We start from the raw sequence: 23,748 nt of genomic DNA, 5'->3' as shown, positions 1-23,748 counted from the left end.
CAGTTTTATTTTGGCAGTAGGCGTAACAATATTGATCATTCGTATGCTAAAACAGTATTTCACCAAATCATAGCTCAAATGTGATCAAGTGAGGGTCATTAAGAAAATAGAATTCTAATTGGTCGTTAGGTTCTGCTAAAAAATGAAAAAACTCTTTATCTTCTCAGTTTTATCATACTAGAAGACAAGGAGTTTTTTATTAGTTGTGGCGTTTCTTTTTTTCGATACAATACAAGATCGGAGGATTATTTTTTTGATTGATAAATTGATAATTCAAAACATTGAATTGTTCTTGAGGCAACGCTTGGCAAAAGCTTTGGACCATATCTAGTTCTGCTTCGCCACCTTGATGGCCATAATAAACGACGATGATCATGCGACCTTGTGGAACTAAACGTTTCAAGATTTCTTCCATCGCTGTTTTTGTCGTTTCAGGTAGGGTGATGACGGATTTATCACTTTTTGGTAAATAGCCTAAGTTGAAAATACCGGCTTTGATCGGCTGTTGTTCAGCAATGACTTCACCAATGGTTTCATGCCCTTGTAAAAACAGGGTCGCCCGCTCCAATAAGCCATTCTCTGACAATTTCTGTTGTGTGGACGCCAATGCTTGCTGTTGAATATCAAAACTATATACTTGACCGGTTTTTCCGACTTTTTCTGCCAGAAATAAAGTGTCATGCCCATTGCCCATCGTGGCATCAATCACATGATCTCCTGGTTGGATGATTTCCTCCAATAGCGTATGACTATAATGAAGTGCCGTTTTCAACATCCGCTTTTGACTCCTTCTCGAATATTGTATTTTCCTTGATAGCTATTGCGACGAATCATTTCTTCATCGATCGCATTCAAGACTTCCCATTTTTTCAAACTCCACATCGGACCGACCAATGAATCCCAAGGCGCATCACCAGTTAAACGATGGATGATGATCTCTTGTGGGATCATTTCTAATTGGTCACAAATGACAGATACATAATCGGCTCGACTCATCAATTGCAGTCTGCCCTCGTGATAGTCACGTAACATCTTTGTTTTACGCATCAAGTGCATCAAATGTAGTTTGATTCCTTGGATATCAGAATCTAAGATCGTGCGACGAACATTTTCCCGCATCATTTCTAATGATTCTCCTGGCAATCCGTTGATCAGATGTGTACATACACGTATGTTGTGCTTCCGTAATTTAGCAACACCGTCTAGGTACGTTTGATAATCATGTGCCCGATTGATCAGGTCGGAGGTTTCTTCATAAGTCGTTTGTAAGCCCAATTCTACCCATAAGTATAAACGTTGATTCAATTCAGCTAAGTAATCCACGACTTCATCGGGTAAGCAATCTGGTCTGGTACCAATTGATAAACCCACGACACCTGGTAGGTTGATGACCTGTTCAAATCGTTCACGAATGACTTCGACTGGCGCATGGGTATTTGTGAAATTTTGAAAGTAAACGATGTATTGATTCACTTGTGGCCATTTTTTATGCATCATATCGATTTCTTTTTGAAACTGGATCGGTAGTGGCTCTTCTGGAGCAACGATCATATCACCAGATCCAGAAACACTACAAAAAGTACAACCACCGTGGGCAACTGTTCCGTCACGATTGGGACAATCAAAGCCACCATCGATCGGTACTTTAAAAATTTTTCCACCAAATTCATGACGTAACGCATAATTCCAAGAATGGTAACGTTTATTTCCTTCAGCATAAGGAAATTCCATTAAAATCCCTTCTTCCTATTTGATTGTGTAAATGGCAAGCGTTGTTGGACATACCAAGGATAAGTCAAGCATAACCAAAACAGGCTCAAGCTATATCCACCGAGGATATCACTAGGATAATGGACACCCAGATAGACACGACTAGCGCCAATACTCAGAATCAGTAAACCTAACAATACTTGGATCATCCATGCCCAATCTCTCGTCTTGATCAAAGATGGCATCAAAAAAATCAGTGTGCCATACAAGATCATACTCGTTGCAGCGTGTCCACTTGGAAAACTATACGTCGTTTCGACAACTAAATGTTGAAGACTTGGACGGTCACGCATCACTAGCAGCTTGATCAGTGGATTTAAGATCCCAGCAATTAGCACAAAATTGAGGGTAAACCAATAAAGTTCTTTTCTTTTTTTCTTGAACCATAACCAAAGAGCAACTAATCCAAATACTAAAATGACAGTTATTGCATTTCCAAATGTCGTGATCAACCGCTGAAATGGATTCCAATCAGGATAAGGAATACGAATCCAATGGGTCAGCGTTTGGTCAAAACTAGACAATAGATCCACACGAAATAAGACAAGTAGACTCAACGCTAGAAAAAGCAAGAAGCAACTTGCGGCTGAGATTTGGAAGATTCTTTTATTTTTCATTTAACTCCTCCTTCATGCCCAATCATTATAGCATTTATTATAAGAACGAAAAACAAGAGTTTTCTATTCCTGTTCACTTGGAGCAATGAATAAAAATATATTGTTATGCAAGTTGTAATGTAATAGCAACCCTCAAGTAATATACCCGACATATTTAATTAAAAAAATAGGTGGTCATATATAATTTAATAACTCGGAATCGTTTGATTAAAGGGTTAACAAAAGCGTCAAATCAAAAAATTACGAAAGATTACATAAAGATTACAAAACAACGTAATAGTCTTAAATAACTTTTAATAAATATTAAGAGAAGTTATAATTATTGATAAGGCTAGATAAAAGTAATTAAATATGGGGGATAGTATATGCAAAAGGAATTAGTAGGACGAAAAGAACGCAGACGTCTGGAACAAGCAAAGCGTTACCGTAAAGTAAAGCGAAGTGCGGCAATCGTCGGAACCGCAATGGTGGGCTGTTCAGCTGTAGCACCAGTATTACAATCAGTCGCTGTCAATGCGGATGAAACACCGATCCAAATGAACTCTCGGATCAATACCGCTGCATTTATCACAGAAATTGCCACATTTGCACAACCGATCGCAAACGCGAACGATTTGTATGCTTCAGTAATGATCGCTCAAGCAGTTGTCGAAAGTGGTTGGGGTGGCAGTACATTATCACGTGCACCTTATCATAACTTATTTGGGATCAAAGGAAGCTACCAAGGACAAACTGTTTATATGGACACGCTTGAATTCTTGAACAACCAATGGGTGACGAAAAAAGAACCTTTCCGTCAATATCCTTCTTTCGCAGAGTCTTTTAGTGACAATGCCTATGTACTTAGAAATACTTCATTTGGTAATGGCTACTACTATGCAGGTGCTTGGAAGAGTAATACTCGTTCTTATACGGATGCTACTGCCCATTTGACAGGACGCTATGCGACGGACCCAAGTTATGCGACAAAATTAAACAATCTTATCATGACGTATGGCTTGACTAAATATGACACACCAGCAACTGGAAATGCAGGCGGTGGTGCGACTACTGGCGGCAATACGATTAATACAGGTAACACAGGAAGTACAAATACAGGAAGCACGAATACAGGAAATACTGGTGGAAGTACGACTACTGGTTCAACGACGTACACAGTAAAATCTGGTGATTCTGTTTGGGGCATCTCAAATGCTCATGGCATCTCAATGGCACAATTGATTGAATGGAATAATATTAAAAATAATTTTGTTTATCCAGGACAAAAATTGACGATCAAAGGTGGTACAGCTGGCGGATCTTCAACAACAAATTCAGGAAACAATACAGCTTCTGCAGGTAGCAGTTCTGCTGGAACAACAACAAACAATTCGTCCGGTACGCGTTATACAGTCAAAGCAGGTGACTCTGTTTGGGGTATCTCGAATGCCCACGGCATCTCAATGGCACAATTGATCCAATGGAATAATATCAAGAATAATTTTGTTTATCCAGGACAAAGCTTGATCGTTTCTAATGGTGGGTCTGCTTCTGTAAATACACCATCGACACCAAGCACAACACCATCAACACCAAGTACAGGTGCTTCAGTTTCTGGTGCAAAATATACGGTCAAAGCAGGTGATTCTGTCTGGGGTGTGTCTCATGCCCACGGTATCTCAATGGCCCAGTTGATCCAATGGAACAACATCAAGAACAACTTTATTTACCCAGGACAACAGTTGGTTGTTTCAAATGGTGGCGCATCAAGCACTGCATCAACGAGTCCAGCACCTTCAACAACGACGAATAATCCAACGACTTCAAACACAGCAAGTCAAGGATCAGGCACCTACACGGTCAAAGCAGGTGAATCGGTGTGGAGCGTCGCAAATAAAAATGGGATCTCGATGAACCAATTGATTGAATGGAACAATATCAAAAATAACTTCATCTATCCAGGTCAAAAACTGATCGTAAAAGGTGGTAGTACAGCAGCACCAACATCTACACCGACAACAACGCCGGCAGCTGCGCCAAGCACACCGAATACGTCAGCAGCAACGAACACATCAACGTCTGGTGATACGATCTATACGGTCAAAGCAGGTGAATCTGTTTGGGGTGTAGCTGATAAACACGGCATCACGATGGATCAACTGATTGAATGGAACAATATCAAAAATAATTTCATTTATCCAGGCCAAAAAGTGGTCGTGAAAAAAGGAAATACAACAGCAGCACCTACGTCTAATGATGGCAAACGTTACACGGTCAAAGCAGGTGAATCCGTTTGGGGTGTAGCTGATAGCCATGGCATCTCAATGGCGCAATTGATCGAGTGGAACAACATCAAAAATAACTTTATCTACCCAGGGCAAAGTTTGATCGTTGCAAAATAATCGATCTGACTGAAATAATAGTTGATTGATTCAATAATATTTGTTACTATGAAGCTACTAAAAATTTAGTTGATCAACGTTTGAAAAGGAAGTAGTAAAAAGTCGAAAGTTTTAGAGAGCACATGGTTGGTGAAAATGTGTACGGACGCTTTTGAACTCGCCTTTGAGTTGCACCTGCTGAACAGTTCTCCCAGTAAGCAGAGGCGGTGACGACCGTTACAACGTTCAAGGCCTTGTTTAGTAAGGCAAAATTAGGTGGTACCACGTAGATTACGTCCTATAAAAAGAGCAATCTTTTTATAGGATTTTTTTGTTTTTCAAGGCCAGATGCTAAAAGAAAAACAGATCATTACATCAAAATAGGGGGTTCAAGATGAGCTATAATCACAAAGAAATTGAAAAAAAATGGCAAAAATATTGGGCAAAAAATAACACCTTCAATACGCATGATGAACCAGACAAACCAAAATTCTATGCGTTGGATATGTTTCCATATCCATCAGGACAAGGTCTACATGTTGGGCATCCAGAAGGCTATACTGCAACAGATATCTTAGCACGTTTCAAACGTAGTCAAGGTTTCAACGTGTTACATCCAATGGGGTGGGATGCATTTGGACTACCAGCAGAACAATACGCATTGGATACAGGGAATGACCCTGCAGAATTTACGCAAAAAAATATTGAAACCTTCCGTCGCCAAATCAATTCACTTGGTTTTAGTTACGATTGGAATCGTGAAGTCAACACAACAGACCCCGAGTACTACAAATGGACACAATGGATCTTTACTAAATTATATGAAAAAGGGTTAGCCTATGAAGCAGAAGTAGCAGTGAACTGGGTACCTGAACTAGGTACAGTGATCTCAAACGAAGAAGTGATCGACGGCAAAAGTGAACGTGGTGGCTATGATGTCATCCGCAAACCAATGCGTCAATGGATGCTGAAAATCACCGCTTATGCAGATCGTTTGATCGATGACCTCGAGCTTGTGGATTGGCCCGAAAGCATCAAAGAAATGCAACGTAACTGGATCGGTCGTTCAGTCGGAGCAAATATCACGTTTAAAGTGGCTGGCACAGACAAAGAATATACGGTCTTTACCACACGTCCAGATACGTTATTTGGGGCAACCTACTCTGTGCTAGCACCAGAGCTAGACTTAGTTCGTGAGATCACAACTCCAGAACAAAAAGAAGCAGTCGAAGCGTATATCGCAGAGACAGCGAAAAAATCAGATCTTAAACGAACAGATCTTGCTAAAGAAAAAACCGGCGTATTTACAGGGGCGTATGCGATCAACCCAGTAAATGGTAAGGAAATCCCTATCTGGATCGCTGATTATGTGTTAGCTTCTTATGGCACAGGTGCGATCATGGCAGTACCGGCACATGATGAACGTGATTACGAGTTTGCACAAGCGTTTGATCTAGAAATCTTACCAGTCATCGAAGGTGGCGATACTTCAACAGCTGCCTACACAGAAGATGGTGCGCATATCAATTCTGATTTCTTGAACGGATTGAATAAAAAAGAAGCCATCGATGCGATGAATCAATGGTTGGAAGAACATGGCGTTGGGAAAAAAGAAGTCAGCTATCGCTTGCGTGATTGGTTATTTTCTCGTCAACGTTATTGGGGAGAACCAATCCCAATCATCCATTGGGAAGACGGCACAGTGACAACAGTAGCAGAAGAAGAATTACCACTACGTTTACCAAAAACAAGCAATATCCAACCAAGTGGCACAGGGGAGTCACCATTAGCAAACATTGACGAGTGGGTCAATGTCGTTGATCCTAAAACAGGTAAAAAAGGCCGTCGTGAAACGAATACGATGCCACAATGGGCAGGAAGCTCATGGTATTACCTACGCTATATCGATCCACATAATAAAAAAGAATTAGCTAACTATGAAAAACTAGAACGATGGTTACCAGTAGATATTTATATCGGTGGGGCAGAACATGCGGTACTTCACCTATTGTATGCTCGCTTCTGGCATAAATTTCTTTACGATATTGGCGTGGTACCAACAAAAGAGCCTTTTGAAAAATTGTTCAATCAAGGAATGATCCTTGGAGAAAACAACGAAAAAATGTCTAAATCTCGTGGCAATGTCGTCAATCCTGACGATGTCGTAGAAGCATATGGTGCGGATACGTTACGTCTCTACGAAATGTTCATGGGCCCATTAGACGCATCGATTGCTTGGAGTGAAAATGGATTAGAAGGTAGCCGTAAATTCTTAGATCGTGTTTGGCGCTTGATCGTGGACGAAAACAATAAAATGCGTGATCGGATCACGACACTGAATGACGGTAAACTTGACAAAGTATATCACCAAACAGTTAAAAAAGTCACAGAAGATTACGAAAATCTACATTTCAATACAGCGATTTCTCAATTGATGGTCTTTGTCAATGAAGCATATAAAGTCGATGCCTTACCTTATGAATATATCGAAGGCTTCGTTCAATTGCTAGCACCAATCGCTCCTCATATTGGGGAAGAGCTATGGGCGATCTTAGGCAATGAACAAGATCTTTCTTATGCACCATGGCCAACTTATGATGAAGCTGCTTTGATTGAAGATGAAGTAGAAGTCGTCTTCCAAATCAATGGAAAAGTTCGTGCAAAAGCCAGTGTTGCACGTGACTTATCAAAAGAAGAACTAGAAAAAACAGCGATGGACGATGATAGTATCAAAGAACAATTAGAAGGAAAAACAATCAGAAAAGTGATCGTGGTTCCCAATAAATTAGTCAACATCGTCGCAAATTAATAAGTAAGCATTAATAAAAAAGTATAAAAATGAGATGCCACATTCGCATGAAAATCATTTAGATTTCATGAGAATGTGGTTTTTTATAAATTTCTTTTTGAGGGAAATATTATTGTCAGTGATGCTCGCTCATTTTTACTCTATCTAGTTAACTCCTTTTGTTCAAGAAATAGTAAGCAATCTAGTGAAAATAAGTAAAATATAAAGTCGGAAAACAATAGTTATCAATTAGAGTTAATGTGTGGAGTATTTTTTTACCTTGCTAATGGTAAAAAAAGATTTTATTAGTATTTGGAAATTATAGATAATATCTATAGGACATATATATTTTTTACTTTGTAGAGAGGAGTGGATGATCGATTTCATATACATGATCTTGCTTTTGTGAAGGGACCTGAGCTAACTACATATCTTTTATTTACAGGTGTACTTTGCAGAGAACTGACGATCAAGTAGATTGTTTTAGACGATTATTTATAACGCTCTTTTTATCCATAAAAGATCGATGACGAAATGTATTGTCAAAAAATAAGAGAGAGGAGAGAAGCTTTGAAAGCAAAAAAAATAAGAATTATCGCTGCGTCATTTCTATTGTTTCAACATGTGTTGCTGCCTTCAGTAGTAATGGCCATAGAAAATGAACCGACAACTAGTGCAGAGATTACACAAGAGCAACCAGAAAGCCACTTGTCTGAAGCGACCACCGAAGTGGTCGAAGAACAAGAACAAATGATTCACGAAGAGCAACCAGAAAGCTACTCGTCTGAAACGACCACTGAAGTGGTCGAAGAACAAGAACAAATGATTCACGAAGAACTACCAGAAGTACCGAACATTCCTGAATCACAAGAAGAAGTGGCAGAGGAGATATTGGAGACAGTAGAAACAGTAGCAACACAAGAAGTCCCACCACTTGATGAAAGTCTTTTATCTGCCTATTTGGGACGATTGAATTTATCTACAGAAAATGTCAGACAGTTAACTAATCACGGTAGAAGCTCATATCTAGAAAATATCTTACAAAATGCCATTAATCGAACAATCGATTTAAATACAGCTGCAGGTTCATCCACAACATTCGCAGTCACTGTACCGACACATTCTTTAGTTGAAAGAACGAATGGCAGTAATGGATGGATTTCGTCAATTGCGACAGACAGTCCTGCAGGAATGCCAGACGAATTTTACACGCAGATGTACTATGGCAATCATTCAACTCACCAAAATACTTATAATTTGGGCAATATAGTATCAAGTAATTCGGCTGTTGAGGTTTCTGCAACAGTGACAAAGAATTCTAACTATACCGCAAGCATCAATTTCACAGTTACACGAAAACAAACAGGAAATACAGCGATATCATTAGATATTCGTGGAAATGTCGTGCTAGGTTCAACGGTTGTCGCAACGCAGTATGAAAATATTGCTACACCTAGGAAAGTGAAGGAGCTCAATTATACAGGGGAAACAATTGGACGCTTGACCATCAATCCAGTTGCTTCAGCTGATGTTTATGAAAATGTGACAGTTCAGGCTACGAGAAATCAGAATCTCCCTGAAGCGATCATCAAAAGCTGGTTTCATACATTACCAAGTACAGGTAGTTGGGGTTATTCCACGATTAGTATTGGAAATGGCTGGTATCCTGGTTACAAGGATAAAATACCAGTGTATCTTCATGATAAAAATTCATCCGCAGACCCTCTGCAATTTTGGACAAACGTGACAGTTGTAGATACAGAAGCTCCTATTGGAACAGCAAAAACGGCGTGGACATCCATCCAAGCGAATCGACATCGTGATTTCACTCAAGAAGAGTTCCGATCTGCAATCAATACGCTTAGTGATAATTGGTCATATCCAGAAAATATAAAGGTGAGTTATAAACAGAACTTATCTGAGTTAAGACCTGGTACAGTTTTTGAAGATGGATTTACCATTACGGATGAATCATCAAATAATGGCTATGTTTCATCAATAAAAATCAATATTGTCGATACATTAGCCCCAACAGGAACGGTAAAAACAGAAACGATCGATCTTTCTGAAGTGACAACAGAGATTCCTTCACGAACAGAGCTCATGCAGTTTTTGAATGATGATCTTGATGATAACTGGACCTTACCAAAAAATATCATCATTCAACTCGTTGACGATAATGGCACAGTGATAAACCTACAAAATTTAAAACCATCAGATGCTATTCAGACAGGTTATATTCGTTTAGAAGATGAGCAAGGAAATCAATCAAATTTACAAGAAGTCAAATTTAAACTAGACAACGAAGGACCAACAGGAAATGTCGTTACGACACCTGTTGATTTTCAAGCACGAAGAAGTAATGAATTGACAAGGGAAGAGTTATTGCAGTTCTTTACTGAAGACCCACTAGATAATACGACGGCCACCGATCAAATCGATATTTCTTTACGAAATACGTTCGGAGATGTAGTGAGTGTCGTCAATGTGGCACCTTCGACGACCATCTATGACGCAAATGTTCGTTTGCAAGATATCCGAGGGAATCAAACGGAATATCCAGTCAACTATCGAGTGGTCGATACGCAAGCGCCGACAGGAAATGTCAAAGAAATTTGGACTGTGTTTGAAGCCAGTCGTCATCGAGATTTTACTCAAGAAGAATTGCGTTCCTTGATCACTAATTTAACGGATAATTGGACGGAATTAGAAAATATTCAGTTAGAAAATCAGCGACACTTGTTTAATTTATCTCCGAATTCACCGAGTGAATACCATCCGATGGACATCACAGCAACCGATGAAGCTGGGAATGAATATACCTTTAAAAATACCATGCCAAAGATAGTGGATACCACAGCTCCGGACGGAACATTAAAAGATCCGTTAGTGTTCACAAAAGGACAAACAGTACCAGATGCTCGTGAATTTCTAGATGGGGATCCAACTGATAATTGGTCATTGTTACCAGATATTCAAGTCGAAGTTGCGTATGAAAATAATGCCGCATTTGCAGATTTAGCGGTAGGCGATCATGGTGTAACAATTACCTTAACGGACCAAGTGGGCAATATTCGGACACTGAACAGTCAAGTCACGATTCTAGAAGATACGTCTGAGTACATTGATGTGACGATTCCTACAAATGTATCCTTTGCCCAAAATAAAGAAAGCAACGGTATCGTTTCTCCAACATACCAGATCCAAAACAATGCAGAACGAGCAGTTCAAGTTTCAGTGAGTTCTGTCGTTAGTCAATCAGATACAGAAAAACTAACAGAAATCGATCTGGGTGTGAAAAACAATCTGAATGACAAGCAAGTCATGTTGATTTCATCAGGTGAAAATCTGAATAACCGCAGAGAACTAGGGACGATTGAAGGCCATAGTACTTCTTTTTCGTTCTCATTATTTGGAACAGTTGGTGAAAACTTTGATTTTGAAAGCTTGACTGATCCATTGCATCCAATCTACAGTATGCGCTTGAACTTCTATGCGCCATAAGTTACTACTAAAGAAAAACTAGAATGAGATAAAGGAACTTCAAGCAAGTCTTTCGCAGGAGACAAGAGACAACGGTAACTTATTTAAAAATGTGGTAAAACTGACATTTGATGTTTAAATACGCTGAGTGAATAAAATGATAACCATTGTTAAGAAGTTGCACAATTGTGTGACTTCTTTTTATACGTAATTTTATAACTATTTTCCTAAGCGATACGGAAAAATCTATTTTGAAAAGAAAGCGATTTCATTTTATAGTAAAACTAAGAAATCCATTAAAAAATTAGAGGAGTGATCGTAATGAAAAAAGCATTGATTATTTGTGCCGCAGGGATGTCTTCTTCTATGATGGCATCAAAAACAACAGAATATTTTAAAGGAAAAGGGGAAGAAGTATTTGTTGATGCGGTTTCTGCAACCGAAGGGGACAACCAAATCAAGACAAGTGATTTCGATTTGTTCTTGATCAGTCCTCAAACCACAATGTACTTAGATAAATTTGTTAAACTAGGAAAAACAGTAGGGAAACCGGTCGTAAGTATACCATTCCAAGCGTATGTTCCTATCCCTACGGGTATCCAAAAATTAGCGGAGCTAATTGAGGAAAATATATAGACGAATAGGGGAAGATAATAATGAAACAAACAGAAAAAGAGTTATTGCGGCAATTGATTGATCATCAAGGAGAATACCTCACGAGCCAGTACCTCGCTTCTGAACTATTATTATCTGACCGTACGATTCGCAACTATTTAAAAAGATTGAATGAAGCGATCGAAAATAATGGCGGAAGACTTATCGCCAAGCAAGGGCAAGGGTATCAACTAGAGGTCGTTAACAAGCTTGCTTTTGCTCTGTTTTTAAAGCAACGAGAAGTAACTGTCGAATATGGTGATCAGGTGACTGAGTTTTATGGTTCAGAAGATCGAAAAAAGTATATTTTAAATAAACTACTTTTGGAAGATCGCGCAATCGTGATCGATGACTTGGCAGAAGAGTTATATATCAGTCGTTCGAGTTTAGTGAATGATATCCAAGAAATTAAAGAGAAGTTAGCCGAATATTCGTTGAAAATTGTGTCAAAACATAAACAGGGAATGTGGATCGAGGGTCAAGAACAGGACAAGCGACATGTGATCATGGATACTTTTTTTGGAAATAAGTATACTGATTCTTTAAAAGAGTACCTCGGTAACAGTCAATTCTTCAAGGAAATCAACTTTGAAGAATTAGTGATCGTCATCTTGGACGAGATTCGTGAATCGAAATTAAAGGTGTCCGATTTTGTGATCCAAAATTTAGCGTTACATTTAGCTTTGGCAATCAAGCGAATGCGTGCCGGGTTTGAGATACAAGTGCCTGAAATCACTGGAGAAGAAATCTATGAGACCGAATATCAAGCAGCCAAGAATATGACCAGACGGATCGAGTCTATAATGAATGTTCGTTTCCCAAAAGATGAAATTGCTTATTTAGCTTTACATTTAATGGCTAAATCGAATCAAAGTCATAAAAAGGAAGACCAGAAGTTAGTGACAGAACTAATGTCAGTTCTTAAAGAGCTAGCTCTGGTTCTTAGTCAGTCCATCGTCGAAGATTATCAATTCAGGAATGGTTTACTCAATCATTTAGAACCAATGTTGGTTCGTTTAAAGAGAGGAATTGCTTTGGAAAATCCTTTAACAAAAGAAATCAAAAAAGAAGATCCGAGAGCCTTTGAATTGACTAAATACTATTTTAGTCAGATGCCTTCTTTGAAAGATTATAAAATCAATGAGGATGAATGGGCTTATTTGGCCCTCCATTTAATGGCAGCGATTGAAAAAAATAAGGTCAATTGTAAACTACAGGCGTTGATCATTTGTGCAACTGGCTATGGAAGTGCACAATTGCTGAAAAATCGGGTGTTGAGTGAATTTGGGAAAAATATTGCAGTGAAACAAGTGAAAGGCTACTACGAAATCGATGAACAGGCGTTAGAAGATATCGATATGATCATCTCTTCTATTGATTTATCGACGATGTTTTTCAAAGTACCTGTTCTTCATGTCAGTGTTTTTTTAAATGATCAGGATGTTCAAAAAATCCGTAAGGTGATTGAAGAGCGTCATCCAAGCTGTTTTGCAAAATCACAAGAAACCTCATCTCTTATCAAAGAAAAAGTAAGCTTTTATGAAGAACAGATTTCCAGAAAATGGTTTAAAGTCTATCCTTCAGCGCCAACAAAAGTGCAGGTCATCAATGAGTTATTGGCGCTTTTACAAGAAGATGAAGCGGAGAATTATACGTCTGAAATGATTCACCAAATCGAACGTCGTGAGAAAATGGGGCAGATCATCTTTAGTGAACAAGTGGTTGTTCCCCATCCAGCAATCCCGATCGGAGTCACCGCTAAAATTGCAGTCGGTATCATTCCTGATGGGATGGAATGGGACGAACAAGAAGCAATCAATTTTGTCTTTCTGGTCTCTCCTTCTTGCATCGAAAATGAAGGGATCACTGTTGTAACCAAGGCAATCGTTAAATTTATTGATCGATTAGATTTACAGCAATTGATTACAGTTGAACCAACGTTTGAAAATTTTAATGAGCAATTTATAAAAATGATTTATTAAGGAGGAGTCTTGATGATGGAGAAAATCACTAGTGAAGAACTCCAAGTGACCGCTTTTGATATTATTTTTCACAGCGGCAATGCACGGACATTGATCCACGAGTCATTTGCTTTGTTACGAGCAGAAGACTTTACAGAGGCAGAAGAAAAACTAAATGAAGCAAATCAAGAAATTTTAGAAGCCCATAAATCACAAACTCATTTATTGAAGGAATACGCGAGTGGGCAAAAAATTGAAATGGAGATCATCATGGTCCATGCGCAAGATCATCTGATGACAACGATGACATTATTGGAAGTTGCAAAAGAAATGAGTTATCTCTATCAAAAATAAATAAGAACAGGGGGTGAAACAAATGAGTGAAGCTGAAAAAAAACCACGAGAATTAGAGAAAAAGGCATTTAGTTTGAAAGTCTTGTATTTTAATCGCTATTTGATCATTCGCTACTTAACGGCAGGGTTCTTTTTTACTAATCTTTATTGGCTGGTTTCCTTACTACTTGCGAGTAGCAAGCTGTTTTGGGTACCATCTGGGCTATTATTCTTTCTTTTACCAGTCGTCGCAGAACAAGTAGCACTCTATCGTACACATAAAAATAATGCAACGGTTACTCGAAATTATTTCTGGTTGCAAGCGTTAACCAATGTATTTCTCCTATTAGCAGTATTTTCACCAGGATATTCTCAGTTATTTCCTTTTATGGCGAATGGTTCAAATGGCCAAGCATTGATTCTGTGTGTGATTGCTTGTGGGCTACTAATCTGTCTGTTTTGTCAGCGACGCTTGAATAAAATCCATACAGATACGGATCGTCACTATCAACGAATCAAAGAGTATGAACGTGTAGTACAATTTGGAAAGGGGAGTAAATAGATGTTTGATTTTCTACAGAAATATTTGATGGGACCCATGGGGAAAGTAGCACAATTTAAGATCGTACGTGCAGTAATGGCTGCAGGGATGGCGTCGATTCCCTTTACAATCGTAGGCTCGATGTTTTTAGTTTTGAACATTCTACCATTACCATTTCCGTTTTTGGAAGGATTTTTCAATGCGACATTCTTCAAAGTCAGTGACTTGTACATGATCGTCAACACGATGACGATGGGGATATTATCTGTTTATTTTGCTATTGTATTTGCTTATGAATTAACGTCGATTGAAAGAGATGAACAAGGACTGAACGTCAATCCTTTAACAGGTGCACTGTTATCTGTTTTTGCATTCTTCATGTGTATTCCTGAGTTGATCATTTCAGATGGAAAAATCAGCTTGATTTCTAGCATGACCGATGCAGAAACCGTCATTAGTGGTGTACGCATGGGGGCATTTGTGGAACGGCTAGGCACGTCAGGTATTTTTACGGCAATCATCATGTCTTACATTGCGGTTGAATTGTATTGTATGTGTGTAAAACGTAACTGGGTCATCAAGATGCCAGATGTTGTACCACCTGGGGTTTCACGTTCCTTTACAGCATTAATCCCAACGTTTGTGATTGCCTTTGTGGTAATGCTTGTCAACGGCGTATTAGTTGCTTTAGGAACAGACATTTTCAAAATGATTGCCATCCCTTTTGGTTTTGTAACAGAATTGACGAATACGTGGATAGGGATCATGATTATTTATTTCTTGATCCATGCATTATGGATCGTTGGGATTCATGGAGCGAACATTATTACTTCATTCTTGACACCAATCGTCTTAGCGAACATGGCTGCAAATGCTCAAGGGGCAAATTATCCATTAGCAGGCGAATTTAATAACTCTTATGTGACAGTTGGTGGGTCAGGAGCGACACTAGGACTGATTATCTTTATTGCATTTATGGCAAAATCTGATCAGCTAAAAGTATTAGGAAAAGCTTCATTAGTACCAGGAATCTTTAATATCAATGAACCAATCATTTTCGGGATGCCGATCGTTTATAATCCTTACCTGGCAGTACCGTTTTTCTTAGCACCGATGGCATCCGCATCATTAGCATACTTTGCCATCAAACTAGAAATTGTTCGACCAATGTTAGCCCAAATGCCTTGGCCTTCACCGGTAGGGATCGGTGCTTTTGTTGGTAGTGGAGGAGACTGGAAAGCCGCTGTTTTGGCCATCTTATGTGCGATTGTCGGCTTTATCATCTGGTTACCATTTATCAAATTTTATGACAATAAATTATTGACCGAGGAGAAAGAAAAAGCCGCAGAATTAGCAAAAGAAGGGGTAGGGGCTTAATTTATCGTAAGCAAACTCAGTTGCCATTCGTTAGAAAAGGCAACTGAGTTTTTTGTTATGAAAAACGAGAGTATATATATTTTGAATAACGGAAAAAAATAGGGGTCCTTTGGAAAAAGAACTTGTATACTTAAGAATAGATAGCCACTTGTAGTAAATAATTAATAAGCCTTAAGTTGCTTGTTGAATTAGGAGTGAATGACAAATGACAGAAAAAAGAGTATTGCTGTATGGACTACAAAAGAAGCGAAGTGAATTTTTCGATGCAATTGTGAAAGGAGAGTTCAAATGGCTTATTGATGAAAAACCGCATAGTAGTAATTTCCGTATGTATAAAATCGATAGTTATAATGAGATGTTAAAATGGTTGATTATAGATTATCGCAAAAATTTGACTTCATTAGAAGCCTGGAAGCTCTTTTCTAAGACATGGCTGAACTACTTATCACCGGAAAACAAGAGATTGTTTTTATGGGAAGAATACTATCAAAGTATGGAACAGAATACTAAAAATCATTTGCTTACCATTTTTAAGGAAGCAATGAAATTTAAACTGAAAGTAGATGCGGGGGCAATAGGCTATAAAAATAAGGAGAATAAACTAGTTTATGTGAGTGGGATTATCAAAAGAGGATGTAAAAATGGTATCGATATGGCAAAAGATCATCCTCATGTGTACATTTATTTTGTCTTAGACGGCATTGATATGAAGGCTGTACTAAATAAAAGAAAAGCAAAAAAATATGATGGGAAATACACGAATAGGGAACTACGCTATATTTTTCGAAAGTGGGGAAAGCTAAAAGATAAAGTCATATTTATTGAGGATAACCAAGAAGTCGCAGCTCCTTGGATCAAAGGAAGCCATGTCAAGCTATGGCAAGCATACGACGAGCAAAGAAAACTTCGACTATTTGATAAGATAGTGAATGAAGAGAAACTCAAAACAGAAAGATTTTCGAGTGAAAAACAGACAAAAGAAAAGCTGAAATCATTTCGTTCTCTTTGTTCCTTACACAGCCAGCAAGCGAGAATAAGTAATCAAGGTGCAAAAAAAGTAAGTAGAGAACAAAGTCTATCTATTTAAGCAGAATGAAAGTAGGTAAAGGATTTTTTGATATCTAGTAAATCAATTAATCTTGAAAAAATCGTTAGTTTACCAAAACATTGATTTACATTTTTTATATGTTATGTGGAATGTCTAAAATAGAGTATAGTTCCGCTGTCATTTCTTATAATAATTGAACTATTTCCTATCAGATAATCTTCAGCGATTAAAAAAGTCGATTCTCGATTAATGAAGCTTAAAATTTTATTTCAAATAACAGAAAAAAGGACAAGAACGAAAATAATTATTCGCATACTAAAACAAGTAATCGACAAGATGAACGAAGAAATTGACGGAAAGTACAAGAATTGATTTGAGTATCATGATTGAAAATCGAGTGCCGAGTGATTCGTAAGAAATGATTCGATGATCAACTATTTAGCCCATGAGAAAAGTGTGCCGATATGTTACGTTTTTTGAAACGACAAAAAGGAAAATTTACCTAATGGTTTAGCTTGGATGATGAAAACTATCCAACCCATGACGCATACAGGAACTCTTATCATTATCATCCAACGATGGATAATAGATAGACAGCCGGCTGGAACCACTCACGAAATTCCACTTGATTGGTGTATGGAAATGGTGCCATGCTTGTTTTTTTAGATAAACTAAATGATTATTAGTTAAGTATCAGAGGCTGCCAATATGCCTTTAAAAACATCACTATACGCTCAAAGTAAAAGAAAATGTCGTATATCCAGACAGATATTGCGCTATTTTATGAGTACATAAAGCTATTTGATTAGCAGATGTAGCGTTGGATGAGAGTAATCGCCAGCATAGAAGAAACATAAGTATACTTATAAATAAAAAGACTATTTAGAGAACTTAATTTAGTCTTTGAAGGGCAACGAAATAACACAAAGTTAGTTAATGAGAAAAGTGGCAATAATTTGTAATAGGTCAAAATATCAACGGTTACAGAGTTGGGAGAAGTTATGAAGAAAAAGGATAAAGTACTTTGGATGAGAGCTGTTTTTTTCAAAAAAGTAACAAGGTTATATTGAATGTAAAGAAAAAACCGCATAAGAAAATATATTATATTTTTATCTATAAAAAAAGCCTCCCCACTACATACAGGTAACACTCGTGAGGGGAGGCTTTTTGGTTGGAGTTAGCTAAATCAGAAAGTTTTTTCCTTTGTAGAATCAATTATTGTTCAATCAAACGTTTTGCTATGTCATAGTCACCTTCATAAGGTTCATCTACGCCACCGACTTTTTGATAGGCATCCACGCCTTTACCAGCAATCACAACAGAGTCTTCTGGCTGGCTTTCTGCTAATGCTAGTTGGATCGCAGTCGGACGGTCCATTTCATAATGAACAGCAAGTGCTGTATTTGTGATCGCTGCATGGATTTCTTCTGCAATTTTTTGTGGATCTTCAAAAGCAGGATCATCTGCGGTCAAGAAAACGACATCGGCTGTTTCTGACAAGACTTCTCCAAAGTCTTGTCTGCGGGAAATCGCTTTGTTTCCTGGACTTCCTAGAACGACGATCACACGGCCATTAGGATGCTCACTCTTAGCAAATGCTAATAATGTTTTTAAACTTAAATAGTTATGGGCATAGTCAACATATATATGGGAGCCGTTCTTATGGGTCAACTGATCCATGCGTCCGGGAACCCTAGCTTCTCTTAGTCCTTGTTGGGCATCTGAAATCGAAGCACCCGCTAATGTCGCTGCAATGATTGCGCTAGCTGCATTTTCTTGATTAAAGCCACCAGCTAATTTGATCGTATATTCTGCTTCAACAGGTAATTCAGGGCCATTTGTGATCAATTCGAACGCTTGCGTTTGATTTTCTAAACTTTTCACTTGAACGTCTGTAGTATCTGCTCGTCCGTAAGTGATGGCAGGAATACCGTGGACTTGTCCTGTTTCCACTAATAAATCAAAGTAATCACTTTCACGATTTAAAATCACTTTTTTTGAATTTAAGATCAGTTGACGTTTGCAATAAAAGTAATCATCAAACGTAGGGTGTTCGATCGGACTGATATGATCTGGTGAGATATTTAAGAAAATCCCAACGTCTAAAGTAAGTCCATAAACACGTTGCGTTTTGTAGGCTTGAGAAGAAACTTCCATGACAAGATGTGTCATACCGTTTGCTACTGCTTCAGCCATCATGCGATACAAGTCGAGTGATTCCGGTGTTGTCAGATGAGATTTGAAAAAAGACTTGCCGTCTAATGTGGTATTCATAGTTGAAAAAAGGGCAGTTTTATAGTTAGTCGTATGGTCTAAAATGGCTTTGGTAAAGTATGCAGCGGTGGTTTTACCTTTAGTTCCAGTAAATCCGATGACTAGCATCTTGTTTTGTGGATAATCATAAAAAGCCATGGAAAGAATCGCCATTGCTTTGCGAATATCGGTCACGATTATGCCACATGCTTCATTCTCATAAGGTTCTTCAGCGACGTAGTAATTGAGTCCTTGAGTAATTGCGGCAATTAAATACTCTTCTTTAAAATTTAATCCTTTACAAAAAAATAATGTCTCAGCATCGACCTGACGTGAGTCATAACTTAATTTCTTGAATACTCTATTTTCTGGAGCATACAGATGCCACCCCTGTGGTGATACAAATTCTTTTAACAGATTTTCTTTTAACAATAAGTTGCGGATATCTTCTAAGGAGAAGCTCATTGAATCATCCCTCACTTTGTATTTATTTGGTTTATTATAGCATATTTTTTGTTACTTATTTTCATGAACAGGCGATTTAAGTAAAAATGAAAATTAGTTGAAAAGATCAAAAAAATAGGCCGGCCGAAAAATAGGAAAGTACCTAAAAATAGATGGAGATAATTCATTACAGAAATCCCAATATATTAAAAATAATAAAATAAATAGAAAGCAACTGAGAAATTAAGCGATGGGCGATCTTTTTCACATTTTAATTTCGTTCGTTGAATGAAGATGTTAAAACAGAAAATACTCCCTTGGTAAAAAAAATAAGCCAGTTTCCAAAGAATGAGGATAGAGAACAAGAGCATTCTGTAATCAAAATAAAACAGTTATTATGTAAAGACTTTAACTGATATAAAATAAAAAAAGTCGATAAAAAGATTGCTACTTTGTGGATTTACACTTAAAATATGAGTAATGTTTTGAAGAAAGTTGGAATCTGATCAATGACTAATCAACGAAAACCAGCAGTAGAAAGTTTGACAGTCCAAGAGAAAATGGCTAGAGGTTCTGCTTGGATGACTGCAAGTAATATGATCTCTCGATTACTTGGTGCAGTCTATATTATTCCTTGGTATGCTTGGATGGGCGAAAATGCAAAGGCTGCCAACGGTTTATTCAATATGGGGTACAATATTTATGCGTTATTCTTAATGATTTCAACTGCGGGGATTCCAGCTGCTATTGCGAAACAAACTGCACGTTATAATTCATTGAATGAATACGGGACCTCTCATCGGTTGTTTCTACGAGCAATGCAAATGATGGCTGTTTTAGGAGTGTTTTTTGCAGGATTTATGTACTTTGCTTCACCTTGGTTAGCTCGTGCCTCTGGTGGTGGGGAAGAATTGATTCCAATCATGCGCTCGTTAAGCGCGGCATTACTAGTGTTTCCTTGTATGAGTGTTATTCGAGGCTACTTCCAAGGAAATCAGGAAATGATGCCTTATGCACTTTCGCAAATCGTTGAGCAGATTGCACGCGTTTTTTATCTGTTGCTTTCTACATTCATCATCATGAAAGTCCTCTCTGGTGACTACGTGACTGCGGTCACCCAATCGACTTTTGCAGCATTTATTGGGATGATCGTCAGCTTGGCTGTCTTATTATATTTTTTGAAGAAACATCAAGCATATACAGCAGCTCGTGTGCAGTACAGTGAAAACCAAGTAACCATTGCCACAAAGGAATTATTGTTGGAAACGATCAAAGAAGCAATTCCTTTTATCATTGTAGGATCAGGGATCACGATTTTTAAATTAGTCGATCAATTTACATTTATTAAAATCATGTCGGATACCACTGAGTATTCCAATGCCCAATTATTGGATCTTTTTTCCATTTTCAGTGCGAATCCTGACAAGTTGACAATGGTCGTCATTGCTTTAGCGACGTCGATTGCTGCGACAGGCTTACCTTTGATCACAGAAGCGGTAACGATCAAGGATCGTCGTGGACTAGCAAAATTAACAAGCAGTAATTTACAGTTGTTTTCCTTCATTATGTTTCCAGCAACGTGTGGTGTGATGCTCTTGGCCTACCCTTTGAATACTTTATTTTATACACCAGATCAACTAGGAAGCCAAGTATTGATCCAAGCAAGTTTTGTCGGTCTTTTTCTAGGACTTTATATGCTTGTATCGAATATGCTTCAAGGGATGTTTGAAAATAAAGCGGCAATCCAATACTTACTGGTTGGGTTTCTCGTAAAATTAGTCTTGCAGTATCCAGCAATCCGAATTTTTGAAGTGTATGGACCATTGCTCGCAACGATGATTGGATTTATCGTTTCTTGTTCGTTGATACTAAAGAAAATCCATCAAGTGGCTCGCTTCAATCGGAAATTTGTATGGCGCCGCACCTTATTGATTTTTATTCTTACTCTGTTGATGCTCCTTGCAGCCGGGCTGACGAAAATGATTTTCGGGATGTTCTTGAGCCAAGACAGTAAGTTCCAATCACTAATATTAATTGTTTTAGTCGCCGGAGTGGGTGGTTTGGTTTATATGTATCTGGCACTGAAGCTTCGTCTTGCAGATAAGTTATTAGGTCGTCAAGGGATGATTCGCTTACGCCGACGTTTGCGCATCAAATAAGACAGGCATTGCTTGAAAAGGGGACAATCACATGCGTTTAGATAAATTTTTAGCTGACATCGGTCTTGGCAGCCGCAAAGAAGTCAAAGGGCTGATCAAAAAAGGCTTGATCACAGTCAATGGAAACTGTATTAAAAGTGATAAATATCAAGTGAAAGAAACCGAAGACACGGTGATGTATCTAAATGAATCCTTACATTATCAAAAAGATTTTTATTATATCTTGAATAAACCAGCTGGCGTAGTTTCAGCAACTCAAGATAATCACGATCAAACCGTCATTGATTTACTTTCTGATAAAGATTTTCGGGAAGATCTATTTCCAGTTGGTCGGTTAGACAAAGATACAGAAGGATTGTTGATCCTGACCAATGATGGACAGTTTTCACATCAATTACTCTCGCCTAAAAAACACGTAGAAAAAGAATACTTGGCAGAGGTCAAAGGTGTGATGACGAAAGCAGATGTGTCAGCATTTGCAGCTGGACTACTCATTGATGGAGAGGAACAGACATTGCCTGCAAAACTGTTCATTGACTCAGTCGATGAAGAAACAAACACTTCTCGTATCCGCTTGATCTTACATGAAGGGAAATTCCATCAAGTGAAACGGATGGTAAAAGCCGTTGGAAAAGAAGTCACTTATTTGAAACGGATACGTATGGGGAATTTTCTTCTGCCAGAAGATTTAACTTTAGGAGAGTATCGCCAAATGACACCAGATGAATTGGCACAAGTAAGAAGTAAATAGCGCCTGAAACCACAGCTTATAGGATTGGGGTATACTACTCAATCCTGTAAGTTTTTTGTTTGTTTATTGAAATCATGATAGATGGCTACCTAAAACAGCTAGTTTTTGTTTTTCTATCTCACACCTCAGATCAAAATGATTCTTTTACAATCTTCTCTATAATTTGTTTCATTTTCCCTATGATTTGTTCATTTATTATATCTTTTGAAAGCGCTATAATGACAGTCGAATGAGGTGAAAGGAGTTTTTATATGAGAAAAAGGAAGGGGTTAAAAGGTTTTTTTGGGAATTTATGGCGCTATAAGGCGCTTGTTTTGATGGCGATCCCTGGGATGATCTGGATGATTTTTTTCTTTTACATCCCGGTATTAGCGAATGTCGTTGCGTTTAAAAATTTCCATATTTCTGCGGATGGCTTTCTTGCCAGTTTAAGAGAGAGCCCATGGGTTGGATTAGAGAATTTCAAATTTTTATTTTCTTCTGATCAAGCCTTTCTGATTACCAAAAATACGATTTTATATAATGTGACATTTATTTTACTGAATCTTTTGATATCTGTCGTGTTTGCAATCATTATGAGTGAATTGCGAAATAAACGATTGGTAAAAGTATACCAGACCATGTCATTGCTTCCCTACTTCCTTTCTTGGGTCATCATTAGTTACTTTGTCTATGCGTTTTTAAGTCCAGATAAAGGGATCTTTAATCAATGGCTGGCAGCAAGTGGAAGAGAAACAATCAATTGGTATAATGATCCTAAATATTGGCCATTTATTTTAGTCTTTATTGGAACGTGGAAAGGGATCGGCTATAACAGTATCATCTATTTTGCCTCAGTTATGGGGATCGATCCGACGTATTACGAGGCAGCAATGGTGGATGGCGCAAGCAAATGGCAACAAATCAAACATGTGACGATTCCACAATTGATCCCTCTGATGACGATCTTGACGATATTAGCAGTTGGAAATATTTTCCGAGCGGACTTTGGTTTGTTCTATAATATTCCAAGAAACTCCGGAGCGCTTTATGAAGTGACACAAGTGTTAGATACTTATATCTATAATGGGCTGACATCCACTGGCGATTTTGGTATGACGGCCGCAGCTGGGCTGTATCAATCGGTCGTCGGCTTTGTTTTATTAATGATCACCAATACGATTGCTCGTCGTTTTGACAGCGAATCGGCATTGTTCTAAGGAGGAGAAA

At 38.1% G+C, this 23,748-nt stretch carries 16 protein-coding genes and 1 other annotated feature; of the genes, 12 read left to right on the top strand and 4 right to left on the bottom strand.

Going from position 1 to position 23,748, the window contains the following annotated elements; genetic code table 11:
• Positions 1–199: 199 nt before the first annotated feature.
• Genes CYK55_RS12205 through CYK55_RS12195 form a run of 3 tightly spaced genes read right to left on the bottom strand, consistent with a single transcriptional unit; the run spans position 200 to position 2,387 of the window.
• Positions 200–775, bottom strand: a complete 576-nt coding sequence (locus CYK55_RS12205) for a tRNA (mnm(5)s(2)U34)-methyltransferase (RefSeq protein ID WP_034689785.1) — start codon at positions 773–775, stop codon at positions 200–202.
• The gene (locus CYK55_RS12200) at positions 769–1,731 is read right to left on the bottom strand and encodes a TIGR01212 family radical SAM protein (RefSeq protein WP_034689782.1); all 963 of its coding nucleotides are present in this window, start codon (positions 1,729–1,731) and stop codon (positions 769–771) included. The genes CYK55_RS12205 and CYK55_RS12200 overlap by 7 nt, the downstream gene beginning before the upstream one ends.
• Positions 1,731–2,387 carry a phosphatase PAP2 family protein gene (locus CYK55_RS12195; RefSeq protein WP_034689781.1) on the bottom strand — a complete coding sequence of 219 codons (657 nt, stop codon included), beginning with the start codon at positions 2,385–2,387 and terminating at the stop codon, positions 1,731–1,733. The genes CYK55_RS12200 and CYK55_RS12195 overlap by 1 nt, the downstream gene beginning before the upstream one ends.
• Before the next feature lie 365 nt (positions 2,388–2,752).
• Between CYK55_RS12195 and CYK55_RS12190 the strand changes: the two genes are divergently transcribed.
• From CYK55_RS12190 to CYK55_RS12150, 9 genes are all read left to right on the top strand, one after another.
• Positions 2,753–4,768, top strand: a complete 2,016-nt coding sequence (locus tag CYK55_RS12190; RefSeq protein ID WP_126134370.1) for a LysM peptidoglycan-binding domain-containing protein — start codon at positions 2,753–2,755, stop codon at positions 4,766–4,768.
• Between the two features lie 70 nt (positions 4,769–4,838).
• Positions 4,839–5,051: a binding site (T-box leader), on the top strand.
• 90 nt (positions 5,052–5,141) lie between these two features.
• The gene (gene leuS / locus CYK55_RS12185; protein ID WP_034689778.1) at positions 5,142–7,556 is read left to right on the top strand and encodes a leucine--tRNA ligase; all 2,415 of its coding nucleotides are present in this window, start codon (positions 5,142–5,144) and stop codon (positions 7,554–7,556) included.
• Between the two features lie 549 nt (positions 7,557–8,105).
• Entirely contained in the window at positions 8,106–11,039 is a 2,934-nt protein-coding gene (locus tag CYK55_RS12180; RefSeq protein WP_126134369.1) for a hypothetical protein, read from the top strand.
• Between the two features lie 300 nt (positions 11,040–11,339).
• Positions 11,340–11,654, top strand: a complete 315-nt coding sequence (locus CYK55_RS12175; RefSeq protein ID WP_010734143.1) for a PTS cellobiose transporter subunit IIB — start codon at positions 11,340–11,342, stop codon at positions 11,652–11,654.
• A 20-nt stretch (positions 11,655–11,674) separates the two neighbouring features.
• Positions 11,675–13,654, top strand: a complete 1,980-nt coding sequence (locus CYK55_RS12170; protein WP_034689775.1) for a BglG family transcription antiterminator — start codon at positions 11,675–11,677, stop codon at positions 13,652–13,654.
• 12 nt (positions 13,655–13,666) lie between these two features.
• Positions 13,667–13,987, top strand: a complete 321-nt coding sequence (locus CYK55_RS12165; RefSeq protein ID WP_034689774.1) for a PTS cellobiose transporter subunit IIA — start codon at positions 13,667–13,669, stop codon at positions 13,985–13,987.
• Positions 13,988–14,009: 22 nt separating this feature from the next.
• The gene (locus CYK55_RS12160) at positions 14,010–14,528 is read left to right on the top strand and encodes a hypothetical protein (RefSeq protein WP_034689772.1); all 519 of its coding nucleotides are present in this window, start codon (positions 14,010–14,012) and stop codon (positions 14,526–14,528) included.
• Positions 14,529–15,884 (top strand): PTS cellobiose transporter subunit IIC, encoded by a 1,356-nt coding sequence (gene celB, locus CYK55_RS12155; RefSeq protein WP_126134368.1) that lies wholly within the window; start codon positions 14,529–14,531, stop codon positions 15,882–15,884.
• Between the two features lie 205 nt (positions 15,885–16,089).
• Positions 16,090–16,971 (top strand): hypothetical protein, encoded by an 882-nt coding sequence (locus tag CYK55_RS12150; protein ID WP_034689768.1) that lies wholly within the window; start codon positions 16,090–16,092, stop codon positions 16,969–16,971.
• 1,176 nt (positions 16,972–18,147) lie between these two features.
• On the opposite strand, the gene CYK55_RS12145 is transcribed toward CYK55_RS12150, so the two are convergent.
• The gene (locus CYK55_RS12145) at positions 18,148–19,650 is read right to left on the bottom strand and encodes a UDP-N-acetylmuramoyl-L-alanyl-D-glutamate--L-lysine ligase (RefSeq protein WP_034689766.1); all 1,503 of its coding nucleotides are present in this window, start codon (positions 19,648–19,650) and stop codon (positions 18,148–18,150) included.
• A 488-nt stretch (positions 19,651–20,138) separates the two neighbouring features.
• Here CYK55_RS12145 and CYK55_RS12140 point away from each other — a divergent pair, with 488 nt between their 5' ends.
• From CYK55_RS12140 to CYK55_RS12130, 3 genes are all read left to right on the top strand, one after another.
• Positions 20,139–21,788, top strand: a complete 1,650-nt coding sequence (locus CYK55_RS12140) for a putative polysaccharide biosynthesis protein (protein WP_034689764.1) — start codon at positions 20,139–20,141, stop codon at positions 21,786–21,788.
• A 31-nt stretch (positions 21,789–21,819) separates the two neighbouring features.
• A complete protein-coding gene (locus CYK55_RS12135) occupies positions 21,820–22,539 on the top strand; it encodes a pseudouridine synthase (RefSeq protein WP_034689762.1) in 720 nt (239 codons plus the stop codon).
• A 251-nt stretch (positions 22,540–22,790) separates the two neighbouring features.
• Positions 22,791–23,738 (top strand): ABC transporter permease, encoded by a 948-nt coding sequence (locus CYK55_RS12130; protein ID WP_034689760.1) that lies wholly within the window; start codon positions 22,791–22,793, stop codon positions 23,736–23,738.
• The last annotated feature ends 10 nt before the right edge of the window (positions 23,739–23,748 follow it).

Origin of the sequence: Enterococcus mundtii, assembly GCF_003957375.1 — a bacterium.
GTDB lineage: Bacteria > Bacillota > Bacilli > Lactobacillales > Enterococcaceae > Enterococcus_B > Enterococcus_B spodopteracolus.
The sequence above is the reverse complement of the archived record's forward strand: the minus strand, read 5'-3'. Positions and strand labels throughout refer to the sequence as shown.